Annotated in this window: 24 protein-coding genes; 14 read left to right on the top strand and 10 right to left on the bottom strand. The window is 71.1% G+C overall.

What is annotated here, in order from left to right:
* The first annotated feature begins 182 nt into the window (after positions 1 to 182).
* Positions 183 to 2,339 (top strand): acetate--CoA ligase family protein, encoded by a 2,157-nt coding sequence (locus tag TSO221_RS21610; protein WP_109120594.1) that lies wholly within the window; start codon positions 183 to 185, stop codon positions 2,337 to 2,339.
* Between the two features lie 116 nt (positions 2,340 to 2,455).
* A complete protein-coding gene (gene soxR, locus TSO221_RS21605; protein WP_109120593.1) occupies positions 2,456 to 2,917 on the top strand; it encodes a redox-sensitive transcriptional activator SoxR in 462 nt (153 codons plus the stop codon).
* A 5-nt stretch (positions 2,918 to 2,922) separates the two neighbouring features.
* Here soxR and TSO221_RS21600 read toward each other — a convergent pair whose 3' ends face one another.
* Positions 2,923 to 3,702, bottom strand: coding sequence for an enoyl-CoA hydratase/isomerase family protein (locus TSO221_RS21600; RefSeq protein ID WP_109120592.1), 780 nt, complete (start codon positions 3,700 to 3,702; stop codon positions 2,923 to 2,925).
* A gap of 15 nt (positions 3,703 to 3,717) precedes the next feature.
* Positions 3,718 to 4,935: a CoA transferase gene (locus TSO221_RS21595; RefSeq protein ID WP_109120591.1), complete on the bottom strand. Its 1,218-nt coding sequence runs from the start codon at positions 4,933 to 4,935 to the stop codon at positions 3,718 to 3,720.
* Positions 4,936 to 5,141: 206 nt separating this feature from the next.
* Between TSO221_RS21595 and TSO221_RS21590 the strand changes: the two genes are divergently transcribed.
* From TSO221_RS21590 to TSO221_RS21580, 3 genes are read left to right on the top strand one after another with little or no spacing between them, the layout of a single operon-like run.
* Entirely contained in the window at positions 5,142 to 6,767 is a 1,626-nt protein-coding gene (locus tag TSO221_RS21590) for a DUF2491 family protein (RefSeq protein WP_247878170.1), read from the top strand.
* 23 nt (positions 6,768 to 6,790) lie between these two features.
* A complete protein-coding gene (locus TSO221_RS21585) occupies positions 6,791 to 7,216 on the top strand; it encodes a DUF350 domain-containing protein (protein ID WP_109120590.1) in 426 nt (141 codons plus the stop codon).
* Positions 7,217 to 7,241: 25 nt separating this feature from the next.
* Positions 7,242 to 8,015, top strand: a complete 774-nt coding sequence (locus TSO221_RS21580; RefSeq protein WP_109120589.1) for a hypothetical protein — start codon at positions 7,242 to 7,244, stop codon at positions 8,013 to 8,015.
* 28 nt (positions 8,016 to 8,043) lie between these two features.
* On the opposite strand, the gene TSO221_RS21575 is transcribed toward TSO221_RS21580, so the two are convergent.
* Positions 8,044 to 8,934 carry a LysR family transcriptional regulator gene (locus TSO221_RS21575; RefSeq protein ID WP_109120595.1) on the bottom strand — a complete coding sequence of 297 codons (891 nt, stop codon included), beginning with the start codon at positions 8,932 to 8,934 and terminating at the stop codon, positions 8,044 to 8,046.
* A 414-nt stretch (positions 8,935 to 9,348) separates the two neighbouring features.
* Between TSO221_RS21575 and TSO221_RS21570 the strand changes: the two genes are divergently transcribed.
* Together TSO221_RS21570 and TSO221_RS21565 are read left to right on the top strand one after the other, a co-directional pair.
* A complete protein-coding gene (locus TSO221_RS21570) occupies positions 9,349 to 10,077 on the top strand; it encodes a class II aldolase/adducin family protein (RefSeq protein WP_109120588.1) in 729 nt (242 codons plus the stop codon).
* A gap of 46 nt (positions 10,078 to 10,123) precedes the next feature.
* Positions 10,124 to 10,312: a 4-oxalocrotonate tautomerase gene (locus TSO221_RS21565; protein WP_109120587.1), complete on the top strand. Its 189-nt coding sequence runs from the start codon at positions 10,124 to 10,126 to the stop codon at positions 10,310 to 10,312.
* Between the two features lie 209 nt (positions 10,313 to 10,521).
* Here TSO221_RS21565 and TSO221_RS21560 read toward each other — a convergent pair whose 3' ends face one another.
* The 6 genes from TSO221_RS21560 to TSO221_RS21535 all read right to left on the bottom strand — a co-directional run bounded on the left by TSO221_RS21560 (position 10,522) and on the right by TSO221_RS21535 (position 15,159).
* Positions 10,522 to 11,250: an amino acid ABC transporter ATP-binding protein gene (locus tag TSO221_RS21560; RefSeq protein WP_109120586.1), complete on the bottom strand. Its 729-nt coding sequence runs from the start codon at positions 11,248 to 11,250 to the stop codon at positions 10,522 to 10,524.
* On the bottom strand, positions 11,228 to 11,887 hold the full coding sequence (locus tag TSO221_RS21555; protein ID WP_109120585.1) for an amino acid ABC transporter permease: 660 nt from the start codon (positions 11,885 to 11,887) through the stop codon (positions 11,228 to 11,230). The genes TSO221_RS21560 and TSO221_RS21555 overlap by 23 nt, the downstream gene beginning before the upstream one ends.
* A complete protein-coding gene (locus TSO221_RS21550; RefSeq protein WP_109120584.1) occupies positions 11,884 to 12,555 on the bottom strand; it encodes an amino acid ABC transporter permease in 672 nt (223 codons plus the stop codon). The genes TSO221_RS21555 and TSO221_RS21550 overlap by 4 nt, the downstream gene beginning before the upstream one ends.
* Before the next feature lie 96 nt (positions 12,556 to 12,651).
* On the bottom strand, positions 12,652 to 13,443 hold the full coding sequence (locus TSO221_RS21545) for a transporter substrate-binding domain-containing protein (protein ID WP_109120583.1): 792 nt from the start codon (positions 13,441 to 13,443) through the stop codon (positions 12,652 to 12,654).
* The gene (locus tag TSO221_RS21540) at positions 13,440 to 14,153 is read right to left on the bottom strand and encodes a GntR family transcriptional regulator (protein WP_109120582.1); all 714 of its coding nucleotides are present in this window, start codon (positions 14,151 to 14,153) and stop codon (positions 13,440 to 13,442) included. Before TSO221_RS21540 ends, TSO221_RS21545 begins: the two co-directional genes overlap by 4 nt.
* A 184-nt stretch (positions 14,154 to 14,337) precedes the next feature.
* Positions 14,338 to 15,159, bottom strand: coding sequence for an IclR family transcriptional regulator (locus tag TSO221_RS21535; RefSeq protein WP_109120581.1), 822 nt, complete (start codon positions 15,157 to 15,159; stop codon positions 14,338 to 14,340).
* Between the two features lie 166 nt (positions 15,160 to 15,325).
* Between TSO221_RS21535 and TSO221_RS21530 the strand changes: the two genes are divergently transcribed.
* The 7 genes from TSO221_RS21530 to TSO221_RS21500 are packed head-to-tail and all read left to right on the top strand — an operon-like array spanning position 15,326 to position 21,966.
* The gene (locus TSO221_RS21530) at positions 15,326 to 16,417 is read left to right on the top strand and encodes an ABC transporter ATP-binding protein (RefSeq protein ID WP_109120580.1); all 1,092 of its coding nucleotides are present in this window, start codon (positions 15,326 to 15,328) and stop codon (positions 16,415 to 16,417) included.
* Positions 16,414 to 17,307, top strand: coding sequence for an ABC transporter permease (locus TSO221_RS21525; protein ID WP_109120579.1), 894 nt, complete (start codon positions 16,414 to 16,416; stop codon positions 17,305 to 17,307). Before TSO221_RS21530 ends, TSO221_RS21525 begins: the two co-directional genes overlap by 4 nt.
* Before the next feature lie 4 nt (positions 17,308 to 17,311).
* Complete coding sequence (locus TSO221_RS21520) at positions 17,312 to 18,106, top strand: ABC transporter permease (RefSeq protein ID WP_109120578.1); 795 nt, start codon at positions 17,312 to 17,314, stop codon at positions 18,104 to 18,106.
* A gap of 8 nt (positions 18,107 to 18,114) precedes the next feature.
* Positions 18,115 to 18,408: a (2Fe-2S)-binding protein gene (locus TSO221_RS21515; protein WP_247878169.1), complete on the top strand. Its 294-nt coding sequence runs from the start codon at positions 18,115 to 18,117 to the stop codon at positions 18,406 to 18,408.
* On the top strand, positions 18,405 to 19,787 hold the full coding sequence (locus TSO221_RS21510; RefSeq protein ID WP_109120576.1) for an FAD/NAD(P)-binding oxidoreductase: 1,383 nt from the start codon (positions 18,405 to 18,407) through the stop codon (positions 19,785 to 19,787). Before TSO221_RS21515 ends, TSO221_RS21510 begins: the two co-directional genes overlap by 4 nt.
* Positions 19,784 to 20,923 carry an FAD-binding oxidoreductase gene (locus TSO221_RS21505; protein ID WP_109120575.1) on the top strand — a complete coding sequence of 380 codons (1,140 nt, stop codon included), beginning with the start codon at positions 19,784 to 19,786 and terminating at the stop codon, positions 20,921 to 20,923. Before TSO221_RS21510 ends, TSO221_RS21505 begins: the two co-directional genes overlap by 4 nt.
* Complete coding sequence (locus tag TSO221_RS21500) at positions 20,920 to 21,966, top strand: ABC transporter substrate-binding protein (protein WP_109120574.1); 1,047 nt, start codon at positions 20,920 to 20,922, stop codon at positions 21,964 to 21,966. Before TSO221_RS21505 ends, TSO221_RS21500 begins: the two co-directional genes overlap by 4 nt.
* Positions 21,967 to 22,032: 66 nt before the next feature.
* On the opposite strand, the gene TSO221_RS21495 is transcribed toward TSO221_RS21500, so the two are convergent.
* Positions 22,033 to 23,211 (bottom strand): acetyl-CoA C-acetyltransferase, encoded by a 1,179-nt coding sequence (locus TSO221_RS21495; protein WP_109120573.1) that lies wholly within the window; start codon positions 23,209 to 23,211, stop codon positions 22,033 to 22,035.
* Positions 23,212 to 23,282: the final 71 nt, after the last annotated feature.

Here is a 23,282-nt window from a genome sequence, read left to right as displayed (position 1 = left end):
GTGACGCGCTCGCCGCTCCTGGGCGAGCACACCGACGAGATCCTGCGCGACGTGCTCGGCTTCGACGAGCGGCGCATCGCCATGGTCCGTGATGCCGGGGCGCTCGGCCCCAGAACGCGCGCGACGGCCGCCGAGTAGGCCCCACGCCTGCAAACACACCGGAAAATCCAAGGAGGAACGCCATGACCGCTCTCATCGACCCGATCCGCGCCGGGCGGCCGGCCGACATCGTCCGCCGCCTGCTCGACACCGCCAGGGCCGAGGGCCGTACCGCGCTGACCGCGCCGGAAGCCAAGGAACTCTGCGACCTCTACGACATCCCCGTGCCGCGGGAAGGCCTCGCCCGCAGCGCCGGGGAGGCGGCCGCGCTCGCCGAGGCGATGGGCTTCCCGGTCGTGCTGAAGATCGTCTCGCCGCAGATCCTGCACAAGACGGAGGCCGGCGGCGTGCTGGTCGGCGTGCAGACGGCCGAGGAGGTGCGCGCCGGCTTCCAGACCATCATGGACCGCGCCCGCGCCTACGACAGCCAGGCCGAGCTGCGGGGCGTGCAGGTGCAGCAGATGGTGAAGGGCGGCACAGAGGTCATCATCGGCTCCATCACCGACCAGAGCTTCGGCAAGCTGGTGGCCTTCGGCCTCGGCGGCGTGCTGGTCGAGGTGCTGAAGGACATCACCTTCCGCCTGGCGCCGGTCAGCCGCGAGGACGCGCTGTCGATGCTCGACGGCATCCAGGCGGCGGAGCTGCTGAAGGGTGTCCGCGGCGGCAAGCCGGTGGACCGCGAGGCGCTGGCGGCGGTGATCGTCAACGTCTCCCGCCTCGTCGCCGACGTGCCGGAGATCGTCGAGCTGGACCTGAACCCGGTCTTCGCCCGCGAGGACGGCGCCACCGCCGCCGACGTGCGCATCGTGCTCGACTTCGAACTGAAACCGGCACGCTACCGCCCGACGCCGGAGCAGATCGTCGCGAAGATGAACCGCATCATGAAGCCGGATGCGGTGGCGGTCATCGGCGCCTCGGCCGAGGACGGCAAGATCGGCAACTCCGTGATGAAGAACCTCATCAACGGCGGCTATCAGGGGAAGATCTACCCGATCCACCCGAAGGCCGAGAGCATCCTGGGCTACATGGCTTACAAGAGCGTCAAGGACGTTCCCGGCACCATCGACGTCGCCGTCTTCGCCGTGCCCGCCAAGTTCGTCGCGCAGGCGCTGACCGAGGTCGGCGAGAAGAGGATCGCCGGCGCCGTGCTGATCCCCTCGGGCTTCGCCGAGACCGGCAACGTCGAGGGCCAGCAGGAGATTGTCGAGATCGCCCGCAGGTACGACGTGCGCTTGATGGGGCCGAACATCTACGGCTTCTACTACACGCCGAAGAACCTCTGCGCGACCTTCTGCACGCCGTACGACGTCAAGGGCAAGGCGGCGCTGTCGTCGCAGTCCGGCGGCATCGGCATGGCGATCATCGGCTTCAGCCGCTCCGCCCGGATGGGCGTGTCGGCCATCGTCGGCCTCGGCAACAAGTCGGACATCGACGAGGACGACCTGCTCTACTTCTTCGAGCAGGACGACAACACCCAGGTCGTCGCCATGCATTGCGAGGACCTTAAGGACGGCCGCGCCTTCGCGGAGGCCGCCAAGCGCGTCTCGCAGAAGAAGCCGGTCATCGTGCTCAAGGCCGGACGCACGTCGCTCGGCGCCCGCGCCGCCAGCTCGCACACCGGCGCGCTGGCCGGCAACGACAGGATCTACGAGGATGTGCTGAAGCAGAGCGGTGTTGTCCGCGCCCGCAGCCTGCAGGATCTGCTGCAGTTTGCCCGCGGCATTCCGGTGCTGCCGACGCCTGGGGGCGAGAACGTGGTGATCATCACGGGGGCCGGCGGGTCGGGCGTGCTGCTGTCGGACGCCTGCGTGGACAACGGGCTGTCGCTGATGGCCATGCCCGATGACCTCGACGCGGCGTTCCGCACGTTCATCCCGCCTTTCGGCGCCGCCGGCAACCCGGTGGACATCACCGGCGGCGAGCCGCCGACGACCTACAAGAACACCATCCGTCTGGGCCTGGAGGACGACCGCATCCACGCCCTGATCCTGGGCTACTGGCACACCATCATCACGCCGCCCATGGTCTTCGCGAAACTGGTGGTCGAGGTGAAGGAGGAAATGAAGGCCAAGGGCATCGAGAAACCGATCGTCGCCTCGCTTGCCGGCGACGTCCAGGTCGAGGAGGCGGCCGATTACCTCTACGACCACGGCGTCGTCGCCTATCCCTACTCCACCGAGACCCCGGTGGCGGTGCTGGGCGCTAAGTACAAATGGGCCCGCGCCGCCGGGCTGCTCTGAGCCTATACTCCCGGGCCAAGAGCGCCTGAACGGGCCACGCCGCCGCACGGTTCCTGCGGCGGCGTGGCCGCGTCCGTTCTAGGATGGGCCGGCCAAGCGCACAGGAGAGACGACGCATGCCTATGCTCGACCCGAGCAACTACGACCGCGATCTGACCGTCGGCGAGGTCGCGAAACGGTCCGGCGTCGCCGTGTCGACCATCCACTTCTACGAATCCAAGGGCCTGATCAAGGGCTGGCGCAGCGAGGGCAACCAGCGCCGCTTTTCCCGCGACGTCCTGCGCCGCGTCGCCGTCATCAAGGTGGCGCAGCGGCTCGGCATCTCGCTGGCGTCGATCGCCGCCGCCTTCGAAGCCCTGCCCAAGGACCGTTCTCCCACGGACAAGGACTGGAAGCGCATGTCCGAGGTCTGGCGCGAGGAGCTCGACGACCGGATCAACAAGCTGACGCGGCTGCGCGACGAACTCGACCGCTGCATCGGCTGCGGCTGCCTGTCGATCCGCGAGTGCCCGCTGCGCAACCCCTGGGACGAACTCTCCGAGGCCGGCCCCGGCCCGCGGCTGCTCGACCCGCTGTAGGCGTCCTACTCCCCGCGCCACTGGGGCGGGCGCTTGGCCAGGAAGGCCTCCATGCCCTCGCGGAAGTCCCGGCTGGTGTAGCACATGACGATCAGGTCCTCGCCGTCGCCGGCCCCGCCGCCCGCCTGCAGGCGGCGCAGCGCCTCCTTGGTGGCGCGCAGCGTCAGCGGCGCGTGGCCGGCCACGGTGCGCGCCAGCTCCTTGGCGCGCGGCATCAGGTCGGCCGGGTCGGCGACCACCTCGCCGAGCAGGCCGATGGCCTTCGCCTCCTCCGCCTCGACCAGGCGCGCGGTGAAGATCAGGTCCTTGACCCGCGCCGGGCCGATCAGGGCCGAAAGGCGCGCGACGTTCGCCATGGACAGGCAATTGCCCAGCGTGCGTGCGATGGGAAAGCCGAACCTGGCGTTCGCAGCACCGATCCGCAGGTCGCAGACCGCGGCGATGCCCGCCCCGCCGCCGGTGCAGGCGCCGGCGATGGCGGCGATGGTCGGGACCCGGCAGCGCTCCAGCGCTCCCAGCACGCGGTCGATGCGCGCCTCGTAGGCGAGCGCGTCCTCCGGCGTCTGGAAAGCGCGGAACTGCGCGATGTCGGTGCCGGCGGCGAAGGCCTTGTCGCCTGCCCCGGTCAGCAGCATCGCCCGGATGTCGGGCGCCGCGTCCACCTCGGCGCAGATCGCGGCCAGCCGCTCGTACATGGCGAAGGTCAGCGCGTTGCGCGCCTGCGGCCGGTTGAAAGTGACGAAGGCGATGCCGTCGCGCACCTCGTAGAGCAGGTCGTCCGTCATGGTGTCCGGTCTCCCTTAGGCCACCGCGCCGGCAGCGGTCAGGCGGTCGATGGCGGCGTCATCGTAGCCCAGTTCGGCGAGCAGCGCGCGGCTGTGCTCGCCGAAGGCCGGGGCGCCGCCGCGCACGCCGCCGGGGGTGCGGGAGAACTTGACCGGCAGACCCAGCGTCTTCACCGGGCCGGCGCGGCCGTGCGCGACCTCCACCACCATGTCGCGGGCCTTGGTCTGGGGATGCTCGTGCATCTCGGCGATGCTGAGCACCGGCCCGGCGGGAATTCCCGCCGCCTCCAGCCGCGCCAGCCAGTCGGCGGTGGGGCGCTGTCGCAGGATCTCCGACAGGATCGCCTCCAGCTCCGTCAGATGCCGCATGCGCCCGGGGTTGTCGGCGAAGCGCGGGTCGTCCTGGAGGTGGCGGGCCTCCAGCGCCTCGGTCAGGCGCAGCCAGTTGGTCTGGTTGGCCGCGCCGACGTTGATCCAGCCGTCCGCCGTCGGGAAGGCTTGATAGGGGCCATTCAGCGGGTGGGCGGAGCCCATCGGCCCCGGGCTGACGCCGGTGGCGAGGCGGATGGCCGACTGCCAGTAGGTGTGGATGATCCCGGCCTCGAACAGCGAGGTGTCGACCCGCTGCCCCTGTCCGGTCCGCGCCCGTTCGACCAGCGCGGCCATGACGCCCATGGCGCCCAGCAGGCCGGCGGTGATGTCGGTGACCGGCGCGCCCACCTTGACCGGCGGCCGGCCCGGCCCCTCGCCGGTGATGCTCATCAGGCCGCTCATCCCCTGCGCGATCAGGTCGAAGCCGCCGCGGTCGGCCAGCGGCCCGCTGCGCCCGAAGCCGGAAATCTCGCAGTAGACGATGCCCGGGTTGAGCGCGCGCATGGCCTCGTAGCCGAATCCCAGTTTCTCCAGGGTGCCGCGCCGGTAGTTCTCGACCACCACGTCGGCGCCGAGGATGAGCCGGCGCAGCACCTCCTTGCCCTCGTCGGTCTTCAGGTTCAGGGCGAGGCCGCGCTTGTTGCGGTTCATCATCATATAGGCGGCGGATTCGCCCTTGATGCTCGGCGGCACCATGCGGCGGCTGTCGTCGCCGCCGGGGATCTTCTCGACCTTGATCACGTCGGCGCCCATGTCCGCCAGCATCAGCCCGCAGACCGGCCCGGCCATGATGTGCGCCAGTTCGACCACCCTGATCCCGGCGAGCGGTCCGCCCGTCGGCCTGCCCTGCGTCTGCTCCATCGCGCGTCCTCCGCCGTCGTCGTGTCGGACCTTAACAGAACAGGTCTACCAGCCCCAGCGACGGCGCCGACCTCTCGAACGCAAGATGTGCCGGCGGGAATCGGACGGTGATCCCGGAACACCGCTCCAACGGCTCTGTTCAAGCAGTGCGACGCGCCGGACCGCCGGTGGCGTTGCGCCGGGCGGAACAGTGAACCGGGATCGCCATGCGCCTCTGGCTGACTTCGGCCCTGCTGGGCCTGTCGCTCGCCGTTCAGCCCGGCGCGCTGGCTCCTGCCCTGCTCGGGGCCGGCGTGGCGCTCCTCACCGGCCCCACGCCGGCCGAGGCGCGGGCGCCGTCGAGCCGGTCGAGTGGCGGCTACAGCCGTCCCAGCGCGCCCTCGCGCACCCCGTCCTTCAGCGTGCCGTCGGCGCCGCGGGCGCCCGCGGCGGGCAGCGGCGGCTACCGCCGGCCGTCGCTGTCCCCGTCGCCGAGCATGAGCCCGTCGCCGAGCCCGTCCAGCCCGGCCGACCGCGAGCTGTCGCGTCGACAGAGCGGCGAGGCGCTGGAGCGCTACCGGCTCGACCGGCAACCGCCCGTGGCGACCACGCGCCCCGCTCCCCCGTCCAGCGTGCCCCCGTCCGGGGCGAGGCGGCACGGGCAGGCCGACCAGTGGGCAGGTTACCGGAACGGCGGAGGGTGGGGTGGTGGGTGGGGCGGCAACTGGGGTGGCGGCTGGGCTCCGGGACGCGGTTGGACGCCGCCGGGCTACGCCTACAACACGCCGCCGCGCTTCGGCCTTTGGGACGGGCTGTTCCTATGGTTCCTGCTCGACAACCTGACGCGCGCCGGCTCGGTCGATTTCTTCCACAACCACCGCGACGACCCCGGCACTTCGGAATGGCGGGCCGAGGCGGAGCGCCGGGCCCAGGGCGACGCCGAACTGCGCACCAAGCTGAACGAACTCGACACCAAGCTCGCCGAGAAGCGGGACCAGCCGCGCGATCCGTCCTACCTGCCCCCCGACACCCCGCGCGAGGTTGCCACCGGCGACAACCCGCCGACGCCGGGCAGCACGGGAGGCATGGGAACCGGCCTTGTCCTCGTCGTCCTGCTGGTCGGCGGCGGGGCCGTCGTTCTGTTCTGGCTGGCGCGCCGCCGCCGCGCGCCGCTTCCGGCGGGCGCCGCGCCGACGCCGGGGCCTGCCGGGATGGCCGGCCGGATCCTGCGCAACAGCGTTTCCGGCGAGCGCTACACGCCGTCGCTGTTCCGCGTCGGGATGACGCTGACCATCGACCCCACCCCCTTCATCCTGGCGGGCGGCGCCATCAAGGCGACGCCGCCGGGGGACGGCGGGACCACCAGCGTGGAGGCGGTCGGGCGGCTCCAGGCCGGGGGCGCCACGCTGCACCGGCTGTACCTGCCCGGCGGCGCCGGATTCTTCCAGCTGCACCTCGGCGCCGACGGCCGCCCGGACGAGTGCCGCTGGTTCAGCCGGATCGACGAGGTGACGCCGGCGGACAGCGGGGAGTGGGCGTTCTGGCTCGACTCGGCCGAGGGCATGATCGGCTGGCCCGAGTTCCAGACCAAGGACGGCAAGCTCTACGCCCGGCAATGGGCGCCCGGCCCGGCCCGGGTCGCCCCGCGCGACCTGGAGGAGACTGTCACCGACACCGCCGGCAGCCGGACCCGCCGCCTGCACGCCATGCTCTACGCCGCCCCGACCGGTGCTGCGGCGCCCGCGCCCGAGACCGAATACATCCTGGTGTCCGCCGTCGAGGACGCCGGCCAGGCCTGGGTCGAGGTCTTCGCCGGCATCGACGTCAACCCCGCCACGCTGTCGCTCGCGTGAATCGCCGCAGAGGAGGCCTCGCCTTGGAAAGCAACACCTCGCTGATCCTCGCCGGACTGGGCAGCGGCCTGCCGGTGCTCCTGCTGCATTTCGCTGCGACGGTCCTGCTGTTTCTCGGCGGCGTCGCCGCCTACGTGGTGGTCACGCCGCTGCGCGAACGCGAGCTGCTGGCGAGCGGCAACCAGGCCGCCGGCATCGTGCTGGGCGGCACCGTGGTGGCGCTGGCGACCCCGCTGGCGGCGACGCTGGTCACCAGCCTGGCGCTGATCGACATCGTGATCTGGGGGGTGGTCGCGCTCGTCCTGCAGATCGCGACGTTCGGCGTCGCCGTGCTGCTGTTCCGCGACCTGCGGACGATGATCGAGAACGGCAACGTCGCCGCGGCCACCACCCTGGCTGCCTTGCAGCTCGCCATCGCGCTGCTCAACGCCGGCGCCATGGCCGGCTGATACAGGACATCGGAGGGAGGCACCCATGATCAGCTTCATACGCAACCTCGTCGGCGTGAAGACCGACCAGGCGGTTCGCGGCGCCGTGGAGGCGCTGGTGGAATGGGACCCGAAATCGGCCACCGAGGCCGAGCTGCGGACCATGGAGGAGCACCTGGACCGGCTCGGTCATCAGGTCGCCCAGGCGCGCTTGGCCTACGACCGCGAGAAGAAGGAGGCGGACGCCGTGGCGCAGCTCTCGCGCCAGCGCCTCACCGCGGCCGAGCACCTCCAGCGCCAGATCGACGGGGAGGCCGATCCCGCGCGCAAGGCCGGGCTGGAGAAGAGTCTGGAGACGCTGCTGGGCCTGCTGGAGCAGATGGCGCCGGAGGTGGACCGTGAGGCGCAGGACGCCGCCGACGCCGAGGAGTTCCTGCGGATGCTGGAGCAGACCTACCAGGCGGCCGGCGAGAAGCTGAAAACGGCGCGCAGCGAACTGACGCGCGCCGAGCGCGACATGGCGCGTGCCGCCCAGCAGCGCAGCGTCGCCGAACAGCGCGCCGAGGCGGCGCGCCAGGCGGCGGGGCTGAGCGGTGCGACGAGCGGCCTGGGCATGGCGCTGAAGGCCATGCGGGACAGCGCCGAGCGCGAGCTTGCCGACGCCGAGGTGGCCAACGCCAAGGCCCGCCTGCTGAAGCCGACGCGGCCGGAGGAGGACGACCAGAACATCAAGGCGGCGTTGCAGGCGGCCACCGGGGCGCTGCCGGCGCCCACCAACCTGTCCAGCCGCCTGGAGGCGATCCGCGCCCGGCAGCGGTGAGGGAGTCCCGGAGAGCCGGCATCCGCACTCAGAACCGGCTCTCCGCCACCTTGCGCAGCAGGAATTCCCGGAACACCGCGATGCGCTTGGAATGGCGCAACTCCTCGGCGTAGACGAAATAGGCCTCGATCTTCGGCCCGCCGATCTCCGGCAGGACCCGCACGAAATCGCGGGCGTCGTGCATCAGGAAGTCCGGCAGGGCGGCGATCCCCATGCCGCATTCGACGGCGCGGTAGATGGCGTACACGCTGTTGACCTGGAGCGCCGGCTGGCCGGGACGGGGCGGTCCCTCGACCGCGTCGAGGATCCACTGGACGTTGGCGAAGGGCGCGCGCATGCCGAGCGGGAACGAGATGAGCTCGTGCCCGCCCAGTTCGGCGCGCGTCCGCGGGACGCCGCGCCGGCTCACGTAGCTCTGGTGCGCGTACAGGTGCGAGTGGATGGTCATCAGGTGGCGCTGGATCAGGTCCGGCTGGCGCGGCGTGTTCACCCGGATGGCCACGTCGGCCTCGCGCATGCTCAGATCCAGCTCGCTGTCGTCGAGCAGCAGGGTGAGTTCCACGTCCGGGTACAGCTCCAGGAACTCCGGGATGCGGGGCGTCAGCCACGTCGAGCCGAACGCCGTCGTCGCCGTCACCTTCAAGGGCCCCTTCGGCACGTCCTTGCTTTCGGCCAGCAGGGCCTCCGTGGCCGCCAGCCTGGTGACGACGTGGCGGACGGCTTGGTGCAGGTGCTCGCCCTGTTCCGTCAGCACCAGGCCGCGGGCGTGGCGGTGGAACAACGACACGCCCAGGCTCTCCTCGAGGGCGCTGATCTGCCGGCTGACCGCCGACTGGCTCAGGTTGAGCGCGTCCCCGGCGTGGGTGAAGCTGCCCGCATCGGCAACCGCGTGGAACACCCGCAGCTTGTCCCAATCCATCATTCCGTCCGGCCCTCCCCTGACCGCGGGAGCCTTCGGGCCCCGTTCCCCAATTCCTACCGCAGTTCGCGTGCCCCTTCCTGCGCCGTCTCGTCGCGCGGGCGGCCGACCGGGGCATCTGTTGCGCCAGCGCCACAGAATGCAAAAGCCAACCCGACGGGGGGTTGGCTTTTTGCGGCGCAGCATTACTATCGTGATTGTCGCTTCGGCGACATCGCCCTTCTTGGGCGTTTCCTCCCTAGACTCAGGGCCGCGGGTGAAAGCCTAGCGGCCTTTTTCTTGTGCAACAAGTGCGATTCCGGAGCAAATCGCAGGCGTGCGGGAGTGGCGCGGGTCCAGAAACGGCGCGAGCAGACAGTGACGAGCGAATCTCAGGGTTTCGTGCACGCCGCGGGGCGCATCGCGGGCGGGGGCATGAGCGACGCCGAGCGGCAGGCGCGCGTCGATCTGGCGGCGTGCTACCGGCTGGTCGCCGAGCGCGGCTGGGGCGACCTCATCTACACGCACGTGTCGCTCGCCGTGCCGGACGAGCCGGGCCGCTTCCTCATCAACCCGTTCGGTCTGACGTTCGACGAGGTGACCGCCTCCACCCTCGTGAAGATCACCATCGACGGCGACATCGTCGGCGATACGCCGTACGAGGTGAACGCCACCGGGTTCGCGATCCACGGCGCCGTCCACGCGGCGCGGGCCGACGCGCGGTGCGTCATGCACCTGCACAACGAGGCGGCGGTCGCGGTCTCGATGCTGAAGGACGGGCTGCTGCCGCTGTCGCAGCACGCCCTGCGGTTCTACCGCGACCTCGCGTATCACCGTTATGACGGCCTCGCCCTGACGGACGGCGAGAAGGCGCGCCTCGTGGAAGACCTGGGCCAGCGCCGGGCGATGCTGCTGCACAACCACGGCAGCCTCGTCGCCGGCCGCACGGTCGCCGAGGCGTTCTGCCTGATGGACATGCTCGACAAGGCGTGCCGCATGCAGCTGGCGGCGCAGGCGACCGGCGCGGAACTGGTGCTTCCGCCGCCCGATGTGTGCGAGAAGACGTTCCGGCAGCTGACCGCCGACCTGGAGCCCGAGGGGGAGCTGGAGTGGCCGGCGCTGCTGCGGCGCCTGGATCGGGTCTGCCCCGACTACAGGCGCTGACCCCGAGTATTCGCCGAGACCACCAACACAAGGGATGGAGACATCGATGCCGATCATCAACGTGCAGCTTTTCGAAGGCCGTACCGTCGAGCAGAAGCGGGCCTACGCGAAGGCGCTGACGGAAGCGTCCGTGCAGGTCCTCGGCTGCAGCGCCTCCGCCGTCGACGTGATCTTCAGCGACGTGAAGAAGAGCGACTGGGCGAGCGGCGGCAAGCTGTGCTCGGACACCGAATAGGCCGTTGCGGGGCAGGGGGTAGGGCGCCCCCGCCATTGATAATATTCCTATAGTCTGGCAGGATCGGCGGCGGCGGGCGACGTGCGCCCGCGCCTTCTTCTTCTCCCACCGTCGCCGCGAGCGCCCCGAGTCCGTCCGGGCCCGCGCCCGGGAGCCCCTGCGACGTATGCTGGCGGCTTGCGTGTCCTGTCCGCGCCGCGCCGGTCCCGCTACAGCTGGGCGCCCAGGAACTGCTGCAGCTCCGGCGTGCGCGGGCGGCCGAACACCTCGTCCGGCGGGCCGGTCTCGTGCACCCGGCCCTGGTGCATGAAGACCACCCGGTCGCAGACGTCGCGGGCGAAGCGCATCTCGTGCGTCACCATCAGCAGGGTCATGCCCTCCGCCGCCAGCTCCTTGACCACCGCCAGCACCTCGTTCACCAGCTCCGGGTCGAGGGCCGAGGTGATCTCGTCGCACAGCAGCGCCATCGGCTGCATGGCCAGCGCCCGCGCGATGGCGACGCGCTGCTGCTGCCCGCCGGAGAGCTGGTCGGGGTAGGCGTCGAACTTGTGGCCCAGGCCGACGCGGTCCAGCATCCGGCGCGCCATCGCCTCCGCCTCGTCCTTCGGCGTCTTCTTGACGACCATCTGCGAGAGCATGACGTTGCGGCCGGCGCTGAGGTGCGGGAACAGGTTGAACTGCTGGAAGATCATGCCGACCTTGAGGCGCAGCGCCTTCAGGTGCAGGTCGTCCGGCAGCAGCTGCGCACCGGCGACCATGATCGAGCCGTCGTCGATGCTCTCCAGCCCGTTGACGCAGCGCAGCAACGTGCTCTTGCCCGAGCCGCTGCGGCCGATGATGGCGACGACCTCGCCGCGGGCGACGTCCAGGTTGATTCCCTTCAGCACCTCGACGCTGCCGAAGCGCTTGCGCACCTCAGTGATGGCGATGAGCGACATGGAGCTTCCTTTCCAGGATCTGGCTGCTCTTCGACAGCGGCCAGCACAGCGCGAAGTAGATGAGGGCGACGAGGCCGTAGACGGTGAAGGGCTGGAAGGTGGCGTTGGTGACGACGGTGCCGGCCTTCGACAGCTCGACGAAGCCGATGATCGAGGTCAGCGCCGTGCCCTTCACCACCTGCACCGAGAAGCCGACGGTCGGCGGCACCGCGACGCGCAGCGCCTGCGGCAGGATCACGTGGCGCATCTGCTGCACGTAGCCCATGCCGAGACTGGATGACGCCTCCCACTGCCCCTTGGCGACCGCGTCCACGCAGCCGCGCCAGATCTCCGCCAGGAAGGCGGCGGTCCACAGGATCAGCGCGGCGCCCGCCGCCAGCCACGCTGGCACGTCGATGCCGAACAGCCCCAGCCCGAAGAAGGCGAGGAACAGCTGCATGAGCAGCGGCGTGCTCTGCAGCAGCTCGATGTAGCCCTTGGCGAAGCGCCGCCCAAGAGCGCCTCGGCCGATGCGCAGGAACAGCAGCGCCACGCCCAGCAGGCCGCCGCCGACGAAGGAGACCAGCGACAGCAGCACCGTCCAGCGCGCCGCCAGCAGCAGGTTGCGCAGGATGTCCCAGGTGGAGAACTCCATCATGGCGCCGCCCTCCGCGCGAACAGGGCGTTGCCGACGCCGCGCAGCGCCTGTCGCAACGCCAGCGCCAGGGCGAGGTAGAAGGCGGTCGACACGAAATAGGTCTCGAAGGCGCGGAAGGTGCGCGACTGGATGAAGTTGGCGCTGAAGGTCAGGTCCTCCGCGGCGATCTGCGAGACGACGGCGGAGCCCAGCATGACGATGACGACCTGCGACGACAGCGCCGGCCAGATCCGCTGCAGGGCCGGCAGCAGCACCACATGGCGGAACGTCTCGAAGCGGGTCATGGCGAGACTGGCGCCGGCCTCGAACTGGCCGCGCGGCGTCGCCTCGATGCCGGCGCGGATGATCTCGCCGCTGTAGGCGCCGAGGTTGACGATCATCGCCAGGTTGGCCGCCTGCAGCTCGCTCATCTGCACGCCCAGCGAGGGCAGGCCGAAGAAGATGAAGAACAGCTGGATCAGGAACGGCGTGTTGCGGATCAGCTCGACGTAGGCGCCGGCCACCGGGCGCAGCCAGCGCGGGCCGAGGGAGCGCACCCAGGCGCAGGCGATACCGAGCGCCACGCCGAGCAGCGCGCCGACGAGGATCAGCTGCACCGTGATCGCCGCCCCCTTGACCAGCACCGGCCAGTAGGTGAGGAGCCACGAGAAGTCGAAGCGGTAGGTCATGCGTCCCTCCGCACTGGGGGTGCTTCAGCAAGCCCCTCTCCCCTTGCGGGATCGGCGCGTGCAAGCGCCGATGGTTGGGGAGAGGGGGGCTGGCTCTTACAAGCTCGCCGGCAGGTCGGCCGCCAGCCACTTTCTGGCGATGGCGTTCAGCGAGCCGTCGGCCTTGGCGCCGGCGATGATCGCGTTGACCTTCTCCAGCAGGGCCGGCTGCTCCTTGTTCAGGCCGATGTAGCAGGGCGAGTCCTTGATGAGGAACTTCAGCTCCGGCCGCTTCGGCGGGTTGCGGGCGAGGATCGCCGCCGCCACCACGTTGCCGGTGGCGACCACCTCCACCTGCCCGGACAGGAAGGCGGAGATGGTGCCGTTGTTGTCCTCGTAGCGCTTGATGACCGCCGCCTCGGGGGCGATCTTGCTCAGCTCCAGGTCCTCGATGGCGCCACGGGTGACGCCGATGGTTTTGCCGGCGAGGTCCTCCGGCTTCGCCACCTTGGCGCCGGCCGGGGCGAACACGCCGTTGAAGAAGGGCGCGTAGGCGGCCGAGAAGTCGATGACCTTCTCGCGCTCGGCGTTCTTGCCGAGGCTGGAGACGACCAGGTCCACCTTGTTGGTCTGCAGGTAGGGGATGCGGTTGGCGCTGGTGACCGGCACCAGTTCCACCTTCACGCCCATCTTGCCGGCGATCAGCTTCGCCACGTCGATGTCGTAGCCCAGCGGCGTCATGTCGGGACCGACCGAGCCGAACGGCGGGAAGTCCTGCGGGACCGCGACGCGGATGGCTCCCCGCGCCGTGATGTCCTGGAGCGCGTCGGCGCGCGCCGGGGCGGACAGCGTCAGTGCGCCGCCGAGTGCGGCCGCGGCGGCCAGGGTCAAGAGCGTCCTGCGGTTCATGCGTCGGGTCCTCCATCGGTAAGGGGGGCGTTGGTGAGGGGAGTGAAAGGCGCCAGGATGCCGCGCAACCCGGCGTGCGGGTCCGGCGCGGTGCCGAGGTCGAGGCCCTGCTCGACCCGGTGGATGTGTCCGGTCATCTCGGACGCGGCGGCGGCGAGGTCGCCGGCCTCGATCAGGTCCAGGATGCGTGCGTGGTCCGCGTTGGATTCCGCCGCGTGCAGGTCCGACTGGTAGAGCATCGACACCAGCGTGGTGCGCGCGGTCAGGTCGCGCAGGATCTCGGTCAGCAGCGGGTTGCCGAACGCCGCGGCGAGGTGGATGTGGAAGTCGCCGAGCAGGCAGGTGCGCGGGCCGACGCCGCCGTCCAGCACGGCGCGCCGCTCCTCCTCGACGTGGTGGCGCAGGCGGGCGACGGCGTCGGGCGGCAGCGTGCGGGCCGACGCCAGCAGGCCGGCCTCGATCACCCGGCGCGCCTCGAAGGCGACGCGCGCGTCCTCGGCCGACGGCTCGACCACGAACCAGCCGCGCCGCGGGCTGACCTGGACGATGCCGCGCGTCTCCAAGCGCATCATCGCCTCGCGCACGCGGGTGCGCGACACGCCGTAGAGGTCGGCGAGCGCCGCCTCCCCGAGCCGCGTCCCCGGCCGCAGCCGGCCGGCCAGAATGGCGGCGATCACCGCCCCGTCGATGCTGTCCGACGCCAGCGTCATGCCGGCTCCCTCTCCCTTGTATACAAGGGTGATGAGCAAGCGCCGTGCCAGCTATGGAGCCCGCGTCATTCCTCGCTGCGGGTTGCCGCGTACGGCGGCGCTGCCGAGAAAGCCGGCAGCCGGCTGCCGCGCATCGAAGCATTTGCCCGGGGATTGTTCCGCGGGCGCCCGGACGGACGGAGCGTCAGCTCGACGCCCCGCCGAGGACGGACGCGGGGCGGCGCAGGACGGGGTCGAACGGGTTGATCTGGCGCCCGACGGTCGCCGCCTCGCGCTTCAGGATGTCGACCACGACGGGCAGGCGGTCGTCGTTCAGCCGCTCGCTGATGGTGCCGACGCTGAGCGCCGCCACCGCGTGCCCGTCGCGGTCGAGGATCGGCACGGCGACGCCCGACATGCCCGGCAGCAGGCCGGTCGAGCGGCTGGCGTAGCCGACCTCGCGCACCCGGGCGATCTCGGTGCGCAGGTACACCTCGTCGAGGAAGCCCAGGCCCTGCATGCGCGGCAGGTTGAAGCGGATCACCTCCTCCTGCTCCTCGGCCGGCAGGTAGGCGAGGATGGCGAGGCTGCCCTGGCCCACCCCCAGCGTCACCCGCCCGCCGATGTCGCCGGTGAAGGAGCGGATCGGGAACGGCCCCTCGCTGCGGTCCAGGCACACCGCGTCGAAGCCGCTGCGCACCAGCAGGAAGATGGTGTCGCGCAGCGTGGCCGAGAGGCGCAGCAGGATCGGCCGGCAGACGTCGCGCAGGTTGCCGGCGTTGCCGGCCCGCGCCGCCAGCGCGAACAGGTCCAGCCCCAAGCGGTAGCGCTTGGACGCCTTGTCCGTCTCGACCATCCCCTCGTCGGCCAGCGTCTTGAGGATGCGGTGCACCGTGGGTGGCGTCAGGCCGAGCCGGCGGGCGATGTCGGTCAGCCGGGCGCCGGCCTCGTTGCACCCGGCCAGCAGCCGCAGGATCGCCAGCCCGCGCTGCAGGCTCGATTTCGCACCCGCATCGTCCGTCCCCATGATTGTTCCCTTTCGAAGCCGCTTGCCGTGAGGATGTCACGGTGTTCCGTATATTGGAAGTTTTTACAAATTCCTTTCTCATAGTGGAAAAGCTCGTTGACCGGCGCGACGCTCGGGCGGACCCTTCGAAACGGGTGAGTTGGAACTTGCGTGAGGAGCGGTCGACGTGTCCTTCCTCGAACTGCGCAACGTCATGAAGCGCTACGGGTCCCTCGACGCGGTCCGGGACTTCACACTGTCGGTGAAGCGGGGCGAGTTCGTCTCGCTGCTCGGCCCCTCGGGCTGCGGCAAGACGACGACGCTGCAGATGATCGCCGGCTTCGTCGAGGTGACCGCCGGCACCATCCAGCTCGACGGGCGCGACATCACCCGCGCCAAGCCGAACAGCCGCGGCCTCGGCATCGTCTTCCAGAGCTACGCGCTGTTCCCGCACATGACGGTGGCCGACAACGTCAGCTTCGGGCTGGAGATGCGCCGCGTGCCGAAGGCCGAGCGCGCCGCCCGCGTCGAGGAGGCGCTGGCGCTGGTCCACCTCGACAAGTACGCCGGGCGCTACCCGCGCGAGCTGTCGGGCGGGCAGCGGCAGCGCGTGGCGCTGGCCCGCGCCATCGTCATCCGGCCGCCGGTGCTGCTGCTCGACGAGCCGCTGTCGAACCTCGACGCCAAGCTGCGCGAGGCCATGCAGTTCGAGCTGCGCGACATCCAGCGCAAGGTCGGCACCACCACCGTCATGGTCACCCACGACCAGGCCGAGGCCTTCTCGATCAGCGACCGCGTGGTGGTGATGGAAGCCGGGCGCATCACCCAGATCGACCAGCCCTACCGTATCTACGAGCACCCCGAGACCGAGTTCATCTCGCGCTTCGTCGGCAAGACCAACCTGCTGCCGGGCACCGTGACGGCCTCCGCCGACGGCGGCGCCACGGTGTCGCTGGCCGGCATCCCGGTGCCGGTGCACGGCGACGGCCTGGGCGGCGGCGAGGCGGTGGTGCTGTGCATCCGCCCGGAGAAGCTGCGCCTGACCGCGCCGGGGCAGGGCAGGGTGCCGGGGCAGGTCAGCGACCGCTTCTTCCTCGGCAGCCAGTGGCTGTACCACGTGGACGGGCCACTCGGCACGCTGATGGCGGTCAGCCCCAACGACGGCGAGCCGCCGCTGGAGCCGGGCGCGCCGGTCGGCGTCGACTGGTCGCCGCGGGTGGTCCGCCTGCTGCGCGGCGGCCTGCCGGCCTCCGCCCCGACGCTGGAGGAGCTGGAATGAGCGCGGTCGCCGCTTCCCCCGCTCCCGACCCCCCGGCGGCGCCGCGTCCGCGCGCCGTGCCGCACCTGTTGGCCGGGCCGGCGACGCTGCTGTTCGCCGCGCTGGTGCTGACGCCGCTGATCCTCACCGCGCTGCTGTCGCTCAACGAGTTCGAGTACGCGACGGGCCGCGCGCACGGCTTCACGCTGGCGCACTACGCCGCCGTGCTGGGCGACCCGTACTATCTGGAGATCTTCCTGCGCACCTTCCGCGTGGCGGCGCTGGCCACCGGCATCTGCGTGGTGATCGGCGTGCCGGAGGCCTACGTGCTGAGCCGCATGCGGCGGCCGTGGCGGTCGGTGTTCCTGCTGGTGGTGCTGGCGCCGCTGCTGGTCTCGGTGGTGGTGCGCGCCTTCGGCTGGAGCATGCTGCTGGGCCCCGAGGGGCCGGTCAACGACGTGCTGGCGGTGCTCGGCTTCGGCAAGAAGCGCATGCTGTATTCCGAGGGCACGGTGGTGGTGGCGCTGGTCCACGTCATGCTGCCCTTCATGATCATCCCGGTGTGGACCTCCTTGCAGAAGCTCGACCCGGCGGTGGAGCAGGCGGCGCTGTCCTTCGGCGCCTCGCGGGCGACGGCGGTGCTGCGCGTGGTGGCGCCGCAGATCCTGCCGGGCATCCTGTCGGGCAGCCTGATCGTCTTCGGCCTCAGCGCCAGCGCCTTCGCCATTCCCGGCTTGCTCGGCGGGCGGCGGCTGAAGATGGTCGCCACCATCGTCTACGACCAGTACCTCAGCGACCTCAACTGGCCGCTGGGCGCCGCGGTGGCGGTCATCCTGCTGGCGGCGAACCTGATCGTCATGCTGACCTACCACCGCGTCGTGGAAGGCCACTACCGCAAGCGGATGGGGTGAGGCCATGGCCAGGAACGGACCCGTCGCGCTGATCTTCCACACGCTGGTCGTGCTGTTCATGCTGGCGCCGCTGGCCATCGTCTGCCTCGTCGCCTTCACGCCGGAGAACACGCTGTCGCTGCCGACGCGCGGGGTGTCGCTGCGCTGGTTCCAGGCGGTGTTCGCGCACCCCGACTTCGTGCAATCGTTCTGGAACAGCCTGTGGCTGGCGCTCCTGGCGGCGACGCTGTCCGTCGTGGCGGCTGTGCCCGCGGCGATCGCCATCACCCGCTACGAGTTCCGCGGGCGGGAATTCCTCAACGCGCTGTTCCTGTCGCCGCTGATCATCCCGCATCTGGTGCTGGGCGTCGCGATGCTGCGGCTGTTCGCGCTGGTTGGGGCGACGGGCAGCTTCGGCTGGCTGGTGGCGTCGCACGTGGTGATCGTCACCCCCTACGTCATGCGGCTGCTCATCGCCGCCATCTCCGGTTTCGACCGCAGCGTCGAGCAGGCCGCCTATTCCCTGGGCGCCAGCGACGCCACCGTGTTCCGCCGCGTCACCCTGCCGATGATACTGCCGGGCGTCACCGGGGGATGGCTGATCGCCTTCATCAACAGCTTCGACGAGCTGACCATGTCCATCTTCATCACCTCGCCGTCCACGGTGACGCTGCCGGTGCGGATGTACATGTACGCGACCGAATCCATCGACCCGATGATGGCGGCGGTGTCGGCGCTGGTCGTGGCGCTGACCGCGGTGGCGGTCCTGCTGCTCGACCGCGTCTACGGCCTCGACCGCGTCCTGGTCGGCCAGCACTGAGGATGCCCGTGACCACGCCTCTCCTCCACCGCGTCGCCGAGACGGACCGGCGCCCCGTCCGCTTCACCCTCGACGGCCAACCGGCCGAGGGGCTGGAGGGCGACACCGTGATGACCGCCATGCTGACCAACGGTGCGCGCCTGCGCACCGCCGAGTTCGGCCACGGCCCGCGCGCCGGCTTCTGCGTGATGGGCGCCTGCCAGGACTGCTGGGTGCGCACCGAGGACGGCACGCGCCTGCGCGGCTGCTCGACCTTCCTGACGGAGGGCATGCGCCTGCTGAGCGGGGAGGGCGCGCCGTGACCGAGCCGTTGCGCCCCGTCATCGTCGGCGCCGGCCCGGCCGGCGTGCGCGCCGCCGAGCGGCTGGTCGCCGCCGGCCTGCGTCCGGTGGTGATCGACGAGGCCGCCCGCTGGGGCGGGCAGATCTACCGCCAGCCGCCCGAGGGCTTCCGCCGACCGAAGTCTGCGCTGTACGGCTTCGAGGCCGGCAAGGCCGGCGCGCTGCACGCCGCCATGGCGGCGATCCTGCCTGACGTCGACTACCGCCCACGCGCGCTGGTGTGGAACGTCGAGGCCGGCGCGCTCGACGTGCTGCGCGACGGGCGGACGGGCGTAGTATCGTACAGCCACCTGATCCTCGCCACCGGCGCCACCGACCGCGTGCTGCCCTTCCCCGGCTGGACCACGCCCGGCGTCTTCACGCTGGGCGGCGCCCAGGTGGCGCTGAAGTTCCAGGGCTGCACGGTGGGGCGCCGCGTCGCTTTCCTCGGTACCGGGCCGCTGCTCTACCTCGTCGCCTACCAGTACGCCAAGGCGGGCGCCGAGGTGGCGGCGGTGCTCGACACCGCGACTACCCTGGATCAGGCGCGCGCCGCGCCGGGACTGTTGCGCGACCCGACGACTTTCGCCAAAGGGCTGTGGTACGTCGGTTGGCTGCGCGCTCATGGCGTGCCGCTGCGCACCGGGGTGCGCCCGGTCCGCGTCGAGGGCGGCGAGCGTGTCGCCGCGCTGGTCTGGCGGCGCGGGGCGCGGGAGGAGCGCACGGGCTGCGATGCCGTCGCCTTCGGGCTCGGCCTGCGCTCCGAGACGCAACTGGCCGATCTCGCCGGCTGCCGCTTCCGTTTCGAGGCGATGGACCGCGCGTGGCTGCCGGAACGCGACGCCGCCGGCCGCACCTCGGTGCCGGGTGTCTACGTCGCCGGCGACGGCGCCGGCATCTCCGGCGCGGACGCGGCGGAGCTGGCCGGTGAACGCGCCGCGCTGGCCCTGCTGGAGGACGCCGGGCTGCCCGCCGACCCGGCCCGCGCCGCCGCGATCGAGGCGCGGCTGGCCGCCGTCGCCCGCTTCCGGCAAGCCCTGGCGCGCGCCTTCCCGTTCCCCGTGGATTGGGCGGAGGGCATCGCTGACGACACGCCGGTCTGCCGCTGCGAGGAGGTCACTGCCGGCACACTGCGCGCCGCCGTGGCCGACGGCAGCGCCCGGGAGATGAACCGCCTGAAGGCGCTGACCCGCGTCGGCATGGGCCGTTGCCAGGGCCGCATGTGCGCCGCCGCAGCGGCCGAGCTGCTGGCCCAAGCACTCGGCACCGGGCCGGAGGCGGTGGGGCGCCTGCGCAGCCAGCCGCCGGTGAAGCCGCTGCCGGTGGCGGCCGGTGTCAGCCACGACGAGGCCGCGGAATGATCGAGCATCTCGACACCGACGTCGCCGTGGTCGGCGGCGGCATCGTCGGCGGTTCCGCCGCGCTGTTCCTGCGCCGCATGCGCTTCGGCGTCGTGCTGCTGGAGCGCGACTGGTGCGGCGCCAAGGCGAGCGGCGTCAACTTCGGCGGCGTGCGCCGCCAGGGCCGGCCGCTGGAACAGCTGCCGCTGGCGCAGCGAGCCCACACCCTGTGGGGCCGCCTGCCCGAGCTGGTCGGTAGCGATTGCGAATACCTGCGCTCCGGCCACCTCAAGCTGGCGCGCAGCGAGGCCGACCTGGACTCGCTGATCGCCTACCGCGACCGCGCCGAGGGCTTCGGGCTGGGCCTGGAGATCATCGCCGGGGTGGCGTTCCGCGAGCGCTGGCCGGCCCTGGGCGAGCGGGCGCTCGGCGGCTCGTTGTGCCCGGAGGACGGGCATGCCAACCCCCGCCTCGTCTCCCCGGCCTTCGCCCGCGCCGCCGCGGCGCTCGGCGCCGTGGTGCGCGAGCAGACGCCGGTGGATGCCGTGGACCGTGACGGCGCCCGCTTCGTCCTGCGCAGTGGCGACCGGCTGGAGGTGCGGGCGCGCTATGTCCTGAACGTCTCCGGCGCGTGGTCCGGCCGCCTCGCCGCGGCGTTCGGTGAGCCGGTGCCGCTGGAGTCCGGGCACCCCTGCATGGCGGTGACCGAGCCGCTTCCGGGCTTCCTGGACGTCAACATCGGGGTGGAGGGCGGCGGCGTCTACGGCCGGCAGGTGGCGCGCGGCAACGTGGTGGTCGGCGGCGGCCGGGGTTTCGCGCTCGACGCCGACCGCGCCCGCCCGCAGCGCGACGCCGTGGTGACGCTGATGGCCGACGCGGCCGAGCTGTTTCCGCAGCTGCGCGGCGCGCACGTCATCCGCTGCTGGAGCGGCGTCGAGGGCTACACCCCCGACCGCAATCCCGTCATCGGCCCCAGCGCCACCACGACCGGCCTGTTCCACGCCTTCGGCTTCTCGGGCGCCGGCTTCCAGATCGGCCCGGCGGTCGGCGAGGCCCTGGCCGAGCTGGTGCGCGACGGCCGCTCGTCGGCCCCCCTGGACGCTTTCCGCATCGACCGTTTCCTGAAACAAAAGGACAGAGGAGGAGCAGCAGCATGACCCGTCCCACCCTCACCGCCTGCGCTTTGGCCGCCCTTGCCGTCGGCATCGCCGGCCCGGCCTTCGCCCAGGGCAAGACGCTGTACATCGGCATGAACGGCGGCACCATGGAGAAGACCTACACCGAGCACGTCTTCCCCGCCTTCGAGAAGGCGACCGGCCACAAGGTGGTGGTGGTGCCCGGCACCTCGTCGGATATCCTGGCCAAGCTGCAGGCGCAGAAGGACAAGCCGCAGATGCACGTCGTCTTCCTCGACGACGGCCTGATGTACCGCGCCATCGGCATGGGGCTGTGCCAGAAGACGGCGCCGTCGCCGGTGCTGGAGGAGGTCTACCCGTCCTCGCGCCTGAAGGGCGACATGGCGGTCGGCGTCAACATGGGCATGACGGGTCTGGCCTACAACAAGAAGATGTTCGACGAGAAGGGCTGGGCGCCGCCGTCCTCGTGGATGGATCTCGCCGATCCCAAGTACAAGGGCAAGGTGGTGGTGCAGTCCGCCGCCAGCAGCACCTTCGGCCTGCACGCCTTCCTGATGTACAACCGGATCCAGGGCGGCAGCGAGACCAACGTCGAGCCCGGCTTCAAGAACTGGAGGGCCAGCATCGGCCCCAACGTACTGGAGTACATCCCGAGCTCCGCCAAGATCTCGGAGATGGTGCAGACCGGCGAGGCGGCGGTGTTCCCGCTCACCCCGACCGCCGTCGGTGCGCAGAAGGAGAAGGGCGTGCCGGTCGAGTACGCGCAGCCCAAGGAGGGTTCGGTGATCCTGATGGTGGCGCAGTGCGTCGTCGCCAACACCCCCGACGCGGAGCCGGCGCAGAAGCTGGCTGCCTTCCTGCTGTCCACCGAGGCGCAGGAGGCGGCGCTGAAGTACGGCGCGCAGATCCCCTCCAACACCAAGGCCAAGGCGCCGGCCGAGAGCGCCGAGGTGATGGAGAAGTTCCAGGGCTACATGAAGACCGCCGTGATGGTCGATTGGGACGCCATCAACGAGAAGCGGCCGGAGTGGAACCAGCGCTGGAACAAGGAGATCGAGCGCTAGACGGCGCCTTCATCCCGTGGCGGCGGCAGCCGACGGCCAAGATCGGCTGCCGCCGCGTCTTTGATATCAGGCGCGTTCCACGCACAAGGCGACGCCCATGCCGCCGCCGATGCACAGAGTGGCGAGGCCTTTCCTGGCGTCGCGCTTCTGCATCTCGTGCAGCAGCGTGACGAGGACCCGGGCGCCCGAGGCGCCGATCGGATGCCCCAGCGCGATGGCGCCGCCGTTGACGTTCACCTTCGCCGGATCCCAGCCGAGGTCCTTGTTGACGGCCAGGGCCTGGGCGGCGAACGCCTCGTTCGCCTCGATCAGGTCGAGGTCGCCGACCGTCCAACCGGCCTTCTTGAGCGCGAGGCGGGAGGCCGGAATCGGACCCGTGCCCATGATCGCCGGATCGACGCCGGCGGTCGCCCAGGAGACGATGCGGGCGAGCGGCGCGATGCCGCGCTTGGCGGCGTTGTCGGCGCTCATCAGCACCAGCGCGGCGGCACCGTCGTTGATGCCCGACGCGTTGCCGGCGGTCACCGTGCCGTCCTTGGCGAAGGCCGGGCGCAGCTTGGCCAGCGACTCAACCGTGGTGCCGAACTTCGGATACTCGTCGGTGTCGACCACCACATCGCCCTTGCGGGTCTTGACGGTGACCGGGACGATCTCGTCCTTGAACCGGCCGGCCTTGACGGCGGCCTCGGCCTTCTGCTGCGAGGATGCCGCGAAGGCGTCCTGCTCCTCGCGGGTCAGGGCCCAGGCGCGGGCGACGTTCTCCGCCGTGACGCCCATGTGGTAGCCGTGGAAGGCTTCCCACAGGCCGTCCCTGATCATGGTGTCCAGCAGTTCGGCCGAGCCCATCTTGACGCCGTTGCGCAGATGCATGACGTGCGGCGACAGGCTCATGCTCTCCTGGCCGCCGACCACCATCACCTCGGCGTCGCCGGTGAGGATCGCCTGATGGCCGAGCGCCACCGCGCGCAGGCCCGAGCCGCAGACCTGGTTGATGCCGAAGGCGGTCTTGTCGATCGGGATGCCGGCGGCCATGGCGGCCTGCCGCGCCGGGTTCTGCCCCTGGCCGGCCGTCAGGACCTGGCCGAGGATCACCTCGCTCACCTCCGCGGCGTCGGTGCAGGCGCGCTCCAGGGCGGAGCGGATGACCGCGGCGCCGAGTTCGTGTGCCGGAACCGCGGACAGGCCGCCGTTGAACGCGCCGATGGGCGTGCGGCCTGCGCCGGCGATGACGACGTCGTTGCTCATGATCCCTCCTCGGGATTTCCGTTTGGACGGTTGGGGAAAGACGCGGCGGGGGCGACACCGTCGCCCCCGCC

Origin of the sequence: Azospirillum sp. TSO22-1 (genome assembly GCF_003116015.1) — a bacterium.
Lineage (GTDB): Bacteria > Pseudomonadota > Alphaproteobacteria > Azospirillales > Azospirillaceae > Azospirillum.
This window is presented reverse-complemented; position numbering and strand designations above follow the sequence as displayed.